The sequence below is a fragment of the Flavobacteriales bacterium genome (assembly GCA_016124845.1).
Taxonomy (GTDB): domain Bacteria; phylum Bacteroidota; class Bacteroidia; order UBA10329; family UBA10329; genus UBA10329.
The window spans coordinates 54,228-70,099 of the sequence record WGMW01000056.1; the positions used below are offsets into that span (position 1 = coordinate 54,228).

7 protein-coding genes are annotated in these 15,872 nt (G+C 49.4%); all 7 read right to left on the reverse strand.

Translation table 11 applies throughout. The features are described 5' to 3' along the window. Window positions 1-5: 5 nt before the first annotated feature. The 7 genes from ruvA to GC178_17860 all read right to left on the reverse strand — a co-directional run bounded on the left by ruvA (window position 6) and on the right by GC178_17860 (window position 15,720). Window positions 6-590, reverse strand: a complete 585-nt coding sequence (ruvA, locus tag GC178_17830) for a Holliday junction branch migration protein RuvA (GenBank protein MBI1289431.1) — start codon at window positions 588-590, stop codon at window positions 6-8. A gap of 168 nt (window positions 591-758) precedes the next feature. Then, window positions 759-7,283 (reverse strand): PKD domain-containing protein, encoded by a 6,525-nt coding sequence (locus GC178_17835; GenBank protein ID MBI1289432.1) that lies wholly within the window; start codon window positions 7,281-7,283, stop codon window positions 759-761. Continuing rightward, a complete protein-coding gene (locus GC178_17840; protein ID MBI1289433.1) occupies window positions 7,280-8,368 on the reverse strand; it encodes a hypothetical protein in 1,089 nt (362 codons plus the stop codon). The genes GC178_17835 and GC178_17840 overlap by 4 nt, the downstream gene beginning before the upstream one ends. 9 nt (window positions 8,369-8,377) lie before the next feature. Next, window positions 8,378-9,469, reverse strand: a complete 1,092-nt coding sequence (locus GC178_17845) for a hypothetical protein (protein MBI1289434.1) — start codon at window positions 9,467-9,469, stop codon at window positions 8,378-8,380. Beyond that, the gene (locus tag GC178_17850; protein ID MBI1289435.1) at window positions 9,462-10,547 is read right to left on the reverse strand and encodes a hypothetical protein; all 1,086 of its coding nucleotides are present in this window, start codon (window positions 10,545-10,547) and stop codon (window positions 9,462-9,464) included. The genes GC178_17845 and GC178_17850 overlap by 8 nt, the downstream gene beginning before the upstream one ends. Before the next feature lie 17 nt (window positions 10,548-10,564). Beyond that, window positions 10,565-13,750, reverse strand: a complete 3,186-nt coding sequence (locus GC178_17855) for a hypothetical protein (protein ID MBI1289436.1) — start codon at window positions 13,748-13,750, stop codon at window positions 10,565-10,567. Next, window positions 13,747-15,720, reverse strand: a complete 1,974-nt coding sequence (locus GC178_17860; GenBank protein ID MBI1289437.1) for a hypothetical protein — start codon at window positions 15,718-15,720, stop codon at window positions 13,747-13,749. Before GC178_17860 ends, GC178_17855 begins: the two co-directional genes overlap by 4 nt. Window positions 15,721-15,872: the final 152 nt, after the last annotated feature.

Sequence of the window (15,872 nt, forward strand, 5' to 3'; positions counted from 1 at the left end):
TCGGCTCAGAAATTGCTCAGGGCGTGTTTTACGATTTCTTCCACAGCGAGGTCGGTGCCGCGGGCCTTCATTACCTTATCAATGGCCTTTTCGGCCGAATTTTTGGCAAAGCCCAACGTGATCAGGGCGGTTAACGCCTCTTCCCGCTGTTTATTTTGTCCTACCATAAAGGCAAGTTCTCCCACTTCCAGCTTACCCACCTTGTCGCGCAGATCGATGATGATGCGCTCAGCCGTTTTGGGTCCCACGCCTTTGATGGACTTCAGCGTGGCCACGTCTCCGCTGGTAATGGCCTGCTTGGCGCCCGATGGGTCCAAGCTCGAAAGCACGGCCAAGGCCGTATTGCCTCCCACACCGGAAACGGAGATGAGCTGACGGAACAATTCGCGCTCATCGCGGTTGAAGAAACCGTAAAGCACATGCGCGTCTTCCCGAATGGCCAAGTGAGTGAACAGGCGGACCGTGCCCTTCTCTGGCAATTGGGTATAGGTGTTAAGGGATATCGACAGCGCGTACCCGATCCCACCACAATCTATGACAGCACTTGCAGGTGTCTTCTCTTCCAAGACACCGTGTAGGTGTGTTATCATGTTCAGCTAACGTAAGTTCGGGTAGAGGTTGAATCTATGCGCGCTCGCTCTTAGTTTTTGAAAAGGTTGGCGAAAGTAAGAATTTTAGCTTAGAGTTACGAACGAAACGACCAAGCCCCCAACGCTATTCGATGAACGGGTGGGAAACGTAAGGTAGGGTGGCACCACCTATTGCACCACCACCCGACTGAACAGGTTGACGTCATTTGTCCTCATGGCCCTTACAATATAGACCCCGTTACTGAAACCACTCAACTTCAATTCCATATTGCTTTGGTCGCTTGCCTCATTCAGTGGAACATCCGACTGCCAGACCAAACGGCCGGAAGCATCCATGACCGTCAACTTTTTAAGGTCTGTGCAAACCACGGTAAACTCTCCTGAATTCGGGTTAGGGTAAACAGAGAACACATCTCCCTTATTGAACATTCCCTGCTGCATGAGCAAGGAATCCCTTGCTGTTGCGTAGGTGAGCGAATCCGTATTCAACGTGTCACCCTCCTCATCTTCCCCTGCAAACTTACCACTTGCAAACTCCATACACGGATTGATCCTCGCAGTATAGTCCGATCCATATTCTGCCTTAAAGCCCGGATGTATTCTGACCCAATCTGCTGCAACATGGTCTGCCTGAATACCAGCCGAGACGACCGTAGAAATGGAATTCCAATACTGATCGATGGCGACCTCCAGGTCAACGGCATACCTATCGTTCTGTGGCGATGGCTGATTGATTGGCCCATTGACATATTCGGTAGGGTCTTCGGGAGGGAAGGTTGCCATTGGTTGAATCTCCACGTGTATTGGGTTTGAATACGTTAATGTACATCCAGGTTGACCGTACCAAGAAGGTGGGTTTGCAGTCCACGAGTAGCCGTATCTAAATTCATAATTCGCGGTGAAATCATAGGTGCCCGGTGCACTAAATGTGAGGCATCCATCCCCTTCAACAGTAACTTGCTCAGGCAAGTCCGTATAAGAAACGAAATCGTCAGAAAATCTGGACCCCACAGCATTGTAAACATCACAGGGTCCGTTTGCATAGTTAAAAACGCTGGACACAAAAGTGAAACTACCCGGATATAACCCTGATTCAGAACATCGCCCTAAGTCAAAATTACGCCAATAACCATACATAGAGTTCTTAATACAAATCTCCTGCCCCGGACAAAATAAACCCAATTGAGATTCGAGTTCTAACTGAGGGTCTCCTTGTTCTTCAAAAACATGTAATCTGACATACTCATAACCTAACCCAGCATCAGCCTCAACTGCACATCCAAGAGCATCCGTCACCCTGAACTTCATGTATGCTGTGTGATCAGGATAGGCAACCGTTATCAGTTGGTTAGGATTGTCAATTGGTACCGTTGGGTGTAACCATTCATACTGGTAATCAGGAGTACCTCCAGTCACCTCAGTTCCATCTCCAATTGTTACAGGATCGCCTGAACAACTATATTTCTGCGCATAAAGTCCATGAATAGCCAGTTCAGGGTCGGCAACAGCTGATAGTGAATTCGTGCCTACACATCCATTCTGATCGGTGACGAGTAACCAGACATCGGCTTGAGCAAGCCCATTATCATTCATGTAGGCACTTACGCCATTGTAGGGTACCGAGGCCGTACTTGAATTGGAAAGGGCAACAGCAGTAGGTGATGAAGAATACATGGCATCCTGTAGATCTGAGTTACCCAAGTACCAAGCATAGTTATACGGTGCCGTACCACCGCTGGCACCTCCCTGCACATCCATTGGACCTGCGCCATAGCACATGACCAACTGAGAAGGGTCGACCGTTGCCGTTGGCCCCATACTTGGATCCACTACTACACTCACCTCATCCCAGCTGATGCAACCGGTGGTTAGGTTGGTTGCCTCCAATGTGTAGGTCTGATTCCCAAATGTACCTGTGGTAATAGGAGAACCTTGGTCATTCCCTTCATTGCCAAGTCCCGGGTCACCCCAACTCCAACTGTAGGTATAATTACCCGCCACGGTTGGCACAGCGGTCAGTTCGAAACTGCCCATGGGGCACACTCCAACCGGTACGCCAGAACTGGCCGTAACACCTTCAGAAAGGTCGTTATCAATAAATACACTTATCCAATCTTCGCCCGTGCAACCGTTGTCGTCCGTTACGATCACACGGTAATTGGTATTTCCCAACGGGGCCTCTGTAGATAAGGCGCCATTTGCTTGTGTCACATCCACAGGAGAAGTCGGACTCCACTCAAACGTGTAATTGCCTGTTCCACCCCCCGTCACATCCAACCCCAATGTCACATATCCTCCAGGGCAGGAAACAACATCATCTCCAGCATCAACGATCGGTTTATCGTCATCTACCGTAATGGTTATCTGATCCGTATCGGAACACCCGTTTCCATCAGTAACTGTGACCGTATAGGTATAGACGCCATTGCCCAAAGGTGTGAACAACGGATTCTGCACATGGGGGTCATTCAATCCGGTGGTAGGGGACCAAGAGTATGTATAACCCACTCCCGAACCTCCAGTAACCGCACCACCCAACACCAACGAATTGCCCAAACACAGATTGACATCAGGTCCCGCATCCGCCTGCACATAACTTCCGGTTATGGTTATCGCATCGGTAGCAGAATTCCCGAAAGCATCCGAAACGGTCAACTCAAGCGTAACGGTACCATCTGGAACTGTAAGTATAGGATTCAACAAGGCAGGATCCGATACAACTTCAGTAATATCCACCCCAGGAAGACCTCCACCTGACTGAAAATCCCATGAAAATGTGTAGGGCGGTTTGGTACCTGACTGCACATCACCTCCTATGGTATAGATACTCTCCGGACATGCCACTATATCGTTTCCCGCATCGGCTTGGGTCAAACAGCGAAAAACTGTAATTGGCTGACTGATACTTGCTTGGTGTCCATATCGGTCTGTCACCGTAATCGAAATATCCTGATGCCAAGGTGTATCCCACGTAAAACTGTTATCGATTCTTATCCAGCCATCCTGATGCCCTGAGCCATACTCTGGACATATCCCACCAGAACCATAGAACCAATCGTTTCCGAAGGCAGTTTCCCACGCACTTCCCCACGAACCATCCCTTAGTAAAATCTGTCCTCCTGGTGATCCACCGTATGCTGTTATCTCATCATTTAAAAAATGATACTCTTGATTACACGGACAATTTGGATAATCCTGTGCATCGCATACTGCATTATCCCCAGCAAGAAATGGCGAATCTCCAGGAATGACAACAGGACCCACTCCAAGATTCGGGTGAGGAACAAAATAGCATTGCCCCATTTGCCCATTTGGTTGGGCGACTGCATTAGGGTTGGAATGAAACGTAATACCCGTGATCTCAGGTCCCGAAGACGAAGTAGGTGGGCTTGCTATGGAAATGTTGACCGGATTACTGAGCACCGGGTCGCCCCCTACTGTTTCTATTCGTAATTGAACGGTCCAATTACCAGGCCCCAAACGGTCCGGTTGCAGCGATACCACACTATAGGACACATCCCCCAGAATGCTGAACGAGGCCTGATAAACGCCATTGTACCCATCATAATCTGTAGGGAAGACATATTCATGTACTGTAAAGTCCTGTGCAGTAGGACAAGTGAATTGCCAATAGTAGTTTGCAGAACTGACATTTGAACCACTATAGGTCGCATTGAGATAGATCCATTCGCTACCTGTAGATACCGATGCCGGGGTTCGAGTAAGGTTAATGGTAGAGACCCCTCCATTGGACACTACATTGAATGTTTGCGAACATGAGTACCCAGAGGTGACCGGGTTGGAATCATCGACCGAAAGCGTAACCGTGTATTGGCCCGGCTGCGTAAAATAATGGGACAACGAGGTTCCGTATTGAACCTGATTGACACCATTCCCGGTCAGTGTCCATGTATAGCTATAAGGTGGAACTCCGCCACTTGGGTAATCTGCCTGAAAACTCAGAAAATCATAGACGGCATAGCCTTGATTTACAGAGCTTGTGTTCACAATTTCAAAGCATGGATTCGGTTGGACAAGGGGATCGGCACCTAAACCTACATTCACGTACCCTTGCTTCAGCATCATATCAGAAGCTCCACTACCATCTGTCACCGTAAGGGTCACATTCCACAGTCCGATCTGGTCGTACTCAATTTCCGGTGGGTAAGGACCAATGTGAGAAGACGGAGTACCTCCCGGGAAATCCCATTCATAGACAAGGCTTCCGGTACCCCCTGATACATCTTCATAGAATGTTGCCAGATCGCCTTGCGTTAATTCAACCCTGTTTGTCTGTGAATCGTATGGCGAACCATAAAAATCTGCTTGTAATGGAGAAGGAGAACCGCCTCCACTTGGCTCAGTTACATAGATGTAGGCCACTTTTTCTTCAAAGTCACTTACACCAGCCTGATCGGTAACTGTAAGCCGAACCGTGTAAACTCCGGGACTGGTGTATGTATGAGGCTGAGGGTTTTCGTCCGAACTGCTGCTTCCGTCACCAAAGTTCCAAAGCCAGGACGCCACAGGAGCTGCACTTGTTGACAGATTAGTAAAGCTGACCTGTAAAGGAGCATCTCCCACCAGTGGAGATGCATCAAAATCGGTGAATACACATGGATTAACAGGCGCTGTGTTTCCTCCTCCACCAAACAAAAATCCAGCAGGAGTGCAAGGAGTCATCGTATGAAACTCATGGGTCACATCTGATGGTAGCCCGTAAGTACTTGACCATGTAGACGCACCGGTCCTTTTGGGTAACTGAGTTGCACTGATGTTTTCTGCACTCTCGTCAAAACCAGTAAGTCCATTGCCCGCTTTGTCTGTACCTGAAATAACCAGTTCATGTACATCTTCTGTCAAGTTTGTCTGTAGGTCAGAACTGGAAACTAAGTATTCGAATACTGTCTCATCGTATGAAGACGTGCTTTGCAACTGTGCCGTATATCCGCTGGTTATCGAGGGAATGGAAACCACGGGGGGATTTGACCCATCCATCGGTTCACTGAAGGTGACCTCAATATAAACGTCATCATGGTATGGATTGGCATAGCCAAGCACCCTTGAGCTTGAACCGCAACAACCATTAAATGGGTGTAATTCTAGTTCGCCCGTACTTTCATTCCATTCCCTACGCCCCTCATAAATCATTTCGGCCCCGGAAAATTCGGAAGGACTCTGACCGGTACTTATTCTTACGTGTTTAACATAGGGCTTGAAATTATCAACCATTACATTCCGGGAAACCTCCCCATTTGGATGTTCCAAGTCTGAAAATGATACTTTGGCCGTGTAAGTCCCGTCTTCAAACTTAGCCTCCTCGTAGCATCTTGCTTTACTATAGCCGCTAGTATACCCATTGGGTGTGTTAACCGAACTATGAGCATCTGTGGCCCAGCACTCGTCCTGCGAGATATCTGCACCATTGCCCGTGTTAGCAGACGTATTTGTAGGAATCAGCACTCTATATTCTTCCCAACCAGATTGATCATGGTTAGACCGATCTGTTAATGCATCAACAAAAGTGGAGCAATCACACGTTGAACATGGGGGGTTACAACCAATGGCCAGCCAATTATCAGATTTGAAAAGTTTGAAATCAGGTAAACTGCCAAAACTATAGCCGACTTCATAAGGCATTACGTATGGTGGACCACTTGCAGCTTGCAGGTCATGCAATTCAACCGCAATATCCACACCTCCCCAAACCTTAACAGGCATGCCTTGTGTTTGAGGTTCAGGAAAATAAGTCAAAGGCCCATAATTAGGGGCTAATAAATTCTCAGCGAACCGAAATGTTAACTGATCACCATCTAGATCATAAAGCTGCGGGGCATTCTGATACGGGTCTCTATGCCCAGGTTCTTGGAATAATTTCAAAGGATTTCTAAAATTTGCCGGGTTACCAGAGGTCCCCCCAACATAATAACCCATGTGAACATGGTCTTCGTATGGGGGTGCAAAGTGATTCTCTCCAATGGAGCCCAATATCTGTCCAGGATGAACGCTTGGTGGTTCAAGCATTTGTTGGGATGCAAGTAAAAAAAGTGCTTCAGCAAAGGAACCATCTCCAACATGATTGTACTCATACAACTCCATCGTTGACCCAATGCTCAGTGGGAATGCTGCATTGCTTTCAAATATCTGTATAACGATTTGCACATTATCTACATCTGGATGATTAACTGCATTGATAAAACCGCCTTTTGCGGCTCTTACTTGTGCACCCCCACCAAGCACATCTAACCCTTCGTGCAGGTTACGAACGGCACCAGAACCATAGGGCTGATTGAAGGTATGCAAGATGTCATTTTGCGAGGAACACCATACAACAATAAAAGATTGCATAACGGTTGTGCTTGTCCCACTTCCCTGTTCTTCTACCTTGAACCTATACATGTCCGATTGATTGAATTGGGCAGCTGGAATGGTATACGTAAACAAGTACCCAGCTGATGACCCAGAAAATATAGTGGCCAAAGTATAACTGCTCTGGGTCGTAACATTCATATAAGAAAGCTCATATGTGACATTCTGTGAACCTGAAGGACACTTAAAATCAACATACATACCAACGGAATTTGCCGGCAATACCCGGAGTCTACTCACTTGCTGAGACTGCGCCAATGAAACGAGGGAAAATGATGCAATAAGCAAGGTTAATACTACTTGGCGGGCTACTAAATTACTCATCTCAGAAAGATTTGTTTATTCCCAGAACTCAACCATACATCTCCATCCGCGCGTAAGCCAAATTGTCTTGCATTACTTGGGGTAAATCCCTTACAATCAATTGAATACCGATTTACAGTGCCAGATTTCCAATCGACTACCACCGCAAACCATTGAGGATTGGCATCTGTGCTGGACCCAATGATAATAACCCGCCCGTCAGGCAATGATGAGTATTGATACACAATCAGACGCTGTTCGGACATAGTTCCTTCAACAAGTACCTTGGAAGCATCATTTACATCAACAACCCTCCATAGCAATCCATCTGTTGTGAAAATGTCATTGTTTGTGACCCAAGTGTTGATTCCAAATAGACCTCCATTCAAATAAGTCATTGCACCACGTTCGTTAAATAGATAAATCTTGTAGCTCGATTCATCAGATGAATATCCCCAAAGCAAAAACTTTGTTTTATCAGGGGAAGATTTCAAGGTCGGAGACCAAATCAGTGGAACGGATACTCGCGAAGAAACCTCGCCTGTATTTGAAATATGAAGTAGCTGAATTTCCCTCTTGGATATATTATAGTCAGCGACAAGCCATATATCATTGTTCGACCCCACGACAGGTTTACTTGAAATACTCGAACCACATTGTATCAAACCTGTTGAGCGACCGTCAACTACAGACACAATTTCAACGGCAATACCTCCTCCCCTATGAGAACCGGGGGGACTACCATAAAGTACCAGCAACCGTCCGTCTTCAATCCATTCATAGGATGGCAATCGCGAAACTTCTATTGACGAGCCATTTATTCGAAGAACGCTCTTGGTCAATCTTTCAAACTCACTTCCCTTGTTCTGAGATTCGAAAGTTCCTGTGACATCACCCCCCTTATTGCATAAGACCTTTACATCATTTTCATAACCCAAGTCAATACAGACAGCCTTCTCTTCATCTTTTACCAAATCTAAAGGGTTAATTTTCTGCTTCGAAAAAGGTTGCGAATCCCTTTCCTGCGCAGACAACTCCGCTACCCAAAATGCAGCAAAAAATACTAGTCCGACCATCTGGATCATTCTATTAATTGTTAAATTCATTTTCGAATTTTAAAATTCAACTCCATTTTCATTGTACGCGGCAATGCCCATGTTGGTGGCCACCCATGCATTATTGTTGTGGTCAAAGGCCAGATCGTATGGCCATACATTTCCTTCAAACACCTGTGTCAGGTCGGCTGTCTCCTCTGCAGCTCCTCCTTTGTAGCGGTAAAGGATGGAGAGGGGTGGGGTAACAGCTATCCAATCCTTGCGATAAAACCAAAGGTGATCCTCTCTATCTACTGTGAACCCATCAATATATGGGTCAATGCTCAACGCCAAACTTTGCACTACACCATTGCTTAATCGAAAAAGCTGGGTGTCAGTAAACAGATAGGTATTACCTGTCCCATCGGCAACCATGGCCCGGAAATCTTCATACAGCGGCCCTCCCCACGCGGCACAGTCAGGGCATCCGAGAAGCGAATCAGGATCTATGACACGCTGCCAACTTCCATCAGCCATCAACCCAACAATGTTATTCCAGTAATCATGCATGGTGATCCACTTGTTGCCCACGTTGTCCACGCTAAGCAACACGCTGGTACCTACGTAGCCGGGATATGTATAGTGAAACGTTTCCCCGGTTTCCACATTCAGTTGAAACAGCCCAGAGCTATAATGCACCAGCCAAACTTCGGATCCAAACGTTGCAAAATGGCTGATCCCTATTTGGACTCCTTCTGCAATGAACTGGTCCATCGGGTAGGTCTGCGCCACTTGGCCATCCTTGAAGCGTACCATGGCCTCCATGCCCAACAGCCATACCGATCCATCCGTTGTGCTTTTCATGTGGTTTCCATCGGAAAGGTAATAGGGGTCCTGAGGCACAAAGGCAAATTCGGACACCTGCCATCCATCACTTCCCTTTTGCAGGTAGAACAGTTTGTAGGTGTTCGTCTCATCGGTGGCCTGCACCGCATAGACGTTTCCAGAAACGTCAGCACAGATGGTAAACTCACGGAATGACTCCAGCCCCACCTGCTCCGCACTATAGCTTATCCAATTCGGATAGATGGGTGCTTCCTTTCTGCAACCGTGCAGCCCTACAACCAAGAAGACCCACGCGAGGATGACCGTTATTTTCCAAGCCCTATTCATCCCTGCCCAAGTATTTGATCACGCCCTTATCCGTTGCCGCAAAAAGTTCATTGTTTGAGTTGAAGGCCAAGTCGTGAACGATGACATTCCCTTCTTCGATCGCATCGCGTGCATTCACGGTCAATTCGTCACCACCATTGGGCTGAAGCCCTATGTACGGCTGATAATCGGGGCCACCACTGTAGTAGGCCAGAAAGCCGTCATAGTCGAACACGGAACCCGAATAGTAATGAGGTGCCTCGGAGAGTGCCAATGTGGGTACATCTGTGTATTCAGGAACCCTCTGAACATGACTGTTCCCTCCGTCATTTGTAATGGTTGCAACGAGGTCTCCTTGGCGATCGGATCGGAACGAATTGTATCGGCAGCCATAACATCCTGGACTTAACAATGCCGCTATGTTTTCAGAAGAATGACGCACCCATGCCCTGCCATCGTTGTTGGAAAACAGGACATACCCGTCATTACCCGCCCCAAGAGATTCAAAATAACCTATTTCACTCAGGTCATTGTAGAATGGATATGGGTGTAGTATGGGATGATGAACCAATGCCTCAGTTTCGAAATCATAATGATACAACCCCCAAGTGGCGTGCAGCAGCCATGGCGTACCATCCACGATCTCGATTCCCACAAAGCGATTGTAAAAATCTTCGATAGATAATGACAAAGAATCTGAACTGGCAACGGTATATGAATCAAATGCACCGCAGGACGAGACCCTTATCAGTCGGGTATCTGTAAGCACCCACAGGTTACCGTCCCGAGAGACCTTGGTCAGAAGGGTACGATTGACAATCGTATTCATGGAGTCGATGGCGAATCTTGTCCATATGCCTTGATCGGTCTCGCAATGGCAGTAGGTGAAACTACTGCCTGGATAACGTTGGATGGCAAACAGTCGGTCTTGACCATCAAACTGAATCTGATACGAATTGCTATGATCGATATGCATGGTGGATGTTGATGTAAGCTCCCATTTGTCCTTTACTTCGGGTGCTCCCGGCTCTATCGGGTCTTTCTTGCACCCGATAATGGCCACAAGTAGAAAAGGTACTATGAATACTGATGTTCGCACTGACCACATATGATCTCTTAATCTCTTAAGTTGTTGACCTCGTCCTGTAACTGCTGGATCCGCTTATCCTGTTCAATCAGGTACAAAGTAAGTTCTTCCACCTTCTTTAAAAGTAGGGTATTCATTTCGCCAACATTCATACCATTCTCCTCCACCTCTTTGGCAGACGGTACCTCGGGAAGGTGACTGTTTTTCTTCACGTAGTCCTCCACCTCCGTCAATGCTGGAAGCACGTACTCCTTTTTGAACACGTAATCAGGAAAGGTTCCGACCTTTACGTTCAACTCACGTCCCCATATCTTTCCATCTCCCTGCACCAGAAAGTTCTGCGTGCCGCTTTGAAAGACCTCAATGGCCGAACGATAATCTTCGTAAACGTCAATTTTGAACGTGTTAGCATGTGCTCCATTGTTGTTTAAATGTAGAGGAGCGGTGGGATTACTTGTTCCTACCCCAACATAGCCACCGTCTTTAACTACCAGCGCATCGGCTCCTCCGATGGTACTGAAACTAAGCCCTAACCCTTGCACGGCACTGATGTAATGGTCTGTACTGTTTCCAAGGTAAATGCTTGCTCTACCTCCTGACTGATTGTAATATTCCTTCCCAATGATGATCTTTCCATTCTCATCTGCATTGAACGCTGCAAGACCATTCTTATCTCTGATCTCCACGCCATCATACCCTGTACTGGCATTCACTGTGAGCTTGGCCGGGCTGTCGTAGGTGTTCACACTCAGTAGCTGACTGTACGTCTGGCCTCTCACATCCATTTTGGCGATCGGCTCATCCGTCCCGATGCCCACGTTCACCTGCGGACAGCTGTATATTTCATTGATGTCGTAACTCCAAGAACCCATGACCTCAAGCGGATAGGAATTACCCCCATCAATGGAACCGCAAGATCCCGCGGTCCTGTCGGCCCAAAAGTGGAGGAACCCTTCTGGCGGTGGCGGTGCGGCTGCCACGCTTCCATCCGCCCTGATCACCAGAATGCTGGGCTCAGCATCCGCTGCATCCGGTACCAGTTCCTCCAGATTGCTCATCTTCAACTGCTGCGTCACTTCCGTAATCCCATCACTACCAAGTTTCAACTGGGTCTGATTATTGGCCTTCAGCACCAGGTCCGTGTTGTCATCGGTACCCAGCCAGTTGTTCGTTCCAGAGTTTCCCCCAAGCCTCCAAGCGGGTGCGGGTTCCACGCCATCCTGTCCGGCAGGTCCCTGCGGGCCTGTGGCGCCCTGCAATCCTGCGGGACCCTGTGGCCCGGTAGCACCTCCAGGGCCTTGTATCTGCCCGACATCCGTCCAATCAGTGCCGCCCCATACCCATAGGTGGCCATCATCCTGCGTGAGATAACCATCTCCTGTAGTGTTCCCTGAAGCTGGAAGGTTGGTAGAGGTGGTTGCACTTCCATGAATCTGTACGGAGGTTCCATTGGCTCCGGCAGGTCCCTGCGCACCCGTTGGACCCTGTGGGCCGAGGTCGCCCTGAATGCCTTGGGGACCTGTTGCTCCCTGTGCTCCAGCGATACCCTGTGGACCTTGCTCCCCGGTCGGGCCTACTGCACCCTGCGCACCCGTTGCGCCTTGAATACCCTGTGAGCCCGTGGCTCCAGTAACTCCTTGAGGGCCCTGCGCACCCGTTGGGCCCTGTGGGCCGAGGTCACCCTGAATGCCTTGAGGACCTGTTACACCCTGCGCACCAGCAACACCCTGTGGACCTTGCGCCCCGGTCGGGCCTACAGCCCCCTGTGAACCTGTTACACCTTGAGGACCCGTAGCACCTTGAGGGCCTGTGACACCTGCAATTCCCTGCGGACCCGTTGCACCTGTGGCTCCCGTAGCACCTGTTGGCCCAGTTGCACCCGAAGCTCCAACAGCACCCGGATTCGGCTTCTCCAAAGAGAACTCTTCTCCTCCGAAACAGCCCAGTTCATCTCGGGCAAAGGCCGCATACATCACCCCTCCGCCCAGGCCACCCTGTTGTGCAGCGGTACCGATGATGAAGGGAAGCCCGCCATCAAAGAGTTCCGTGGGGTCCACATCGCCATCTTCAAACCGCTGGAAGAGACTTGCTCCCTCAATACGTGATTCGACAAATTCCTCTGGCACCTGAGCCCACACATATTCCACATTGCCGTAAGTATTGGTCACCTGCATCTCGGCCTGTCCGTCCGCGCAGGTCTCGCAACCGATATAGTAGCCGTTCGGTTGCACCGTAGGCACAACGGATACGAGTAATGGATCGGGTTCCGCAAGGTTCAAGCTATAGTTCTGCCCGCCACATCCGCTCATGTCACTGATGTTCACATTGTAACTTCCTGGATCCAACGCGTCCACTACTGCCGAGGCATCGCTGGTGGTAAGATGGATGCTTGACCGCGAAACCCCTCCTGTGGCCGTGGTCCCTGAATAGGAATCACTGGTAACTGCCGTTGACGTGACATCAATGGTGTAGGGAGGAATACCATCATGCAGATCAATCACAATACTGCCGTCACCACCCGTGCAACTGGTATTGAAATTGCCATAGATCTGCGGAGAATTCACATCGGCCCATAGCTGCGGGGCGCTTTGAAGATCGATGCTTGCCAGAGCGATCTGCGCGTTCGCATCGGTAACCGTCAGGTCATAATGTCCCACCAAGGTGACCATGACCGTACTCCAAGCATCTGCCAGCGGGCCATTCGGACCCGTCCACTGATAGGAATAGGGAGGTGTGCCACCATTGACCATTGCATTCAGCTGGCCACTGCTACTGCAACTACTGTACTGGCCGCTTACCATGACCGACATGCCCGCCTGTGGCTGGGTCAATGTCCAACTTTTGGTAATGCTCTGCCCGGCATTGTCACTCACCGTAACCTCATACGTTCCGGCTGTCAGTCCACCACGGTTCTTGTCCGTATTGCCATCTGACCACAATATGGTCTCATGGCTCATCTGCCCATAGATGTTAAGGTCGATCCATCCATCATTGCCACCAAAGCTGCTGATGTTGTAGCCTCCAGGATATGAAGATAGGGAAGCGCTTACCCCAAGACTATGAAATCCGTCACGGGGAACATTGATCCCATTCGCCCCGGTAAGGTCGATGGTACAGCCAAGACCGTCAACGATTTGAAGCGAATAGTCCGTATCTGCATGAATATCCGTGAAAACGGGTCCGTTCTGAGTACCATACGTTGATGTGAGCGTCAATGTAATAGGTTGAAGCCCCCTGTTACAATCATGGTGAACTGCGCATCCTCGCAGGTCTCACAGCTGAACAACTGTCCATTCGAGTAGATGGTCCAGTCCGCATCCATCTGTAGCGCATCAGGCGCATTGACAGTGAACACGTCATACTGCACACACCCATTGTTGTCCTGCACCTGTATGTTGTAATCTCCACCGGAGGTGACCGTAATATCTTCGGTGAACTTGCCATTGTCCCACAGGAACGTATAGGGTGCAACACCCCCGCTCACGGTCAGATCGAGGGTCACCGAGCCTCCCTGGCCACACTGCAATTGATAGCCCCCTTGGTCGAAACTCGGAGTGATGGACGTGACAATGGCATCTGGTTCGCTCATCTGGTAAGAAATGTCCACCCCAGCGTTGACAGCATCTGTAATATGTACCGAATACAGTCCAGGTGCCAGACCCTGCACGGAGGCAGAAGTGGCATTGTTCACCTGCGCTGAACCATCAGACGTGGTCCAGAGATATTGATACGGGGGCGTTCCACCCATGGCCACGGCCGATAACTGACCATCGGCCTGACCGTTACAGGACACATCCACGGAATTGAAATAGCCTGAGAGCACATTTGCCGGAGCATTGAGGGTAAAACTCTTCTCCGCCTGTTCGGAGTTGGCATCTGTAACGATCACACTATACGTCCCCGCCCCAAGGTCGCTGAGATCCTGCGTGGTCGCACCCACCGCTGAAGGAGAACCATTACTGGTATTCCACTGATAGGTATAGGGCGATGTTCCACCGCTTACCATCAGGTCTATCCACCCATCGGACGCCCCGTTCGTACTTACCTGATACCCTCCCGCATACGAACTCATGGTACCTACAAGCTCAAGCGAGTTGGACGTTCCACTCATCACAGGCATGGTGAACTCGCCATTGGCCGTACACCCGGCCGCATCGGTGACCGTAAATGTATAAGTGGCGCCCTGCGCCAGGCCGGTAGCCGTAGCGGTGGTCTGCCCATCACTCCACAGATAGGCGTATGGGGCTGTTCCGCCCGAAGGAGTGATGGTTCCCTGACCATCATCACATGTCTGGCAACTGAAATACTCTCCGGGCTGATACTCATACAGACTTCCTGTATAGGTCAGCGCAGCCGGCTCGGTAACATTGGTCGATTCGAATTTGATGCAACCGTTGGCATCCTCCACTCTCACCGTATAGTCTCCCGCGGTAACCGAAGTAAGGTTCTGCGTAATGGCCCCACTTGCCTGTGGCGACCCTGTAGTGGTGCTCCAATTGAAAATATAGGAACCGACCCCTCCGGAGACACCCAAGTTCACATCCGTTGTTCCACCTGCACATGCAATAGAAGAGGCAACACTCAAGGAGGCCACCACATCGGTCGGTTCGGTCAAAGTAATGTCTGCTGTCACCGAACAACCGTTGGCACCGGTAACCTCAACCTGATAATACCCCGCTGTCAGACCACCTATATCGGGCGCAGTTGCAGTGGTTGACCAAGAATAAGTATATGGGCTTACACCCCCGCTTACCGATGAACTGATCTGACCATCAGCACCCAGATAGCAATGGATATTGTACCCATTGTAATCGGGGCTGTAGAGCGACACCGAAAGAGCGGGAGGCTGCGTTACCACCACATCCACCGTATTGGTCTCGCTTACCGCATCCGTCACCACCACCGTGTAGGTTCCAGCGGTGAGACCGGTGAGGTCTTCGGTAGTAGCACCGTTGACCGAAGCGGACCCGTCTGCCGTACTCCAAGCAAACGTATATGGGGCGGTCCCGTCAGCCACTGTGATATCGATACTACCATCGGCCAGACCGTTACATGAAACTCCGTATCCATTGTTGTCGGATACAGAAGAGGTAATCGTAATAACCTGCGAGAAGGTCGTCTGAAAAGACAAGGTCAGAAGGGCCAGTAGCAAAAGCCGACCCGCGCGGAATAATGGATAATGCATGTATATTTTGAATCGCGCGTCTCCCTATAACGGATGGCAAGATAATTGAAACCCTTACAAATAAAGGATTGTAGCATGAATTTGATAGCGATACATAGAAAATACAATACACAGAAAAAGTGTATTCAATTACTGGAAGAAATACGCTGGAA

Excerpts from the sequence above, each read along its gene's own strand:
- GC178_17840 (MBI1289433.1), bottom strand. The coding sequence starts at position 8,368 with ATGAATTTAACAATTAATAGAATGATCCAGATGGTCGGACTAGTATTT.
- GC178_17845 (MBI1289434.1), bottom strand. The coding sequence starts at position 9,469 with ATGAATAGGGCTTGGAAAATAACGGTCATCCTCGCGTGGGTCTTCTTG.
- GC178_17860 (MBI1289437.1), bottom strand. The coding sequence starts at position 15,720 with ATGCATTATCCATTATTCCGCGCGGGTCGGCTTTTGCTACTGGCCCTT.
- GC178_17835 (MBI1289432.1), bottom strand. The coding sequence starts at position 7,283 with ATGAGTAATTTAGTAGCCCGCCAAGTAGTATTAACCTTGCTTATTGCA.
- ruvA (MBI1289431.1), bottom strand. The coding sequence starts at position 590 with ATGATAACACACCTACACGGTGTCTTGGAAGAGAAGACACCTGCAAGT.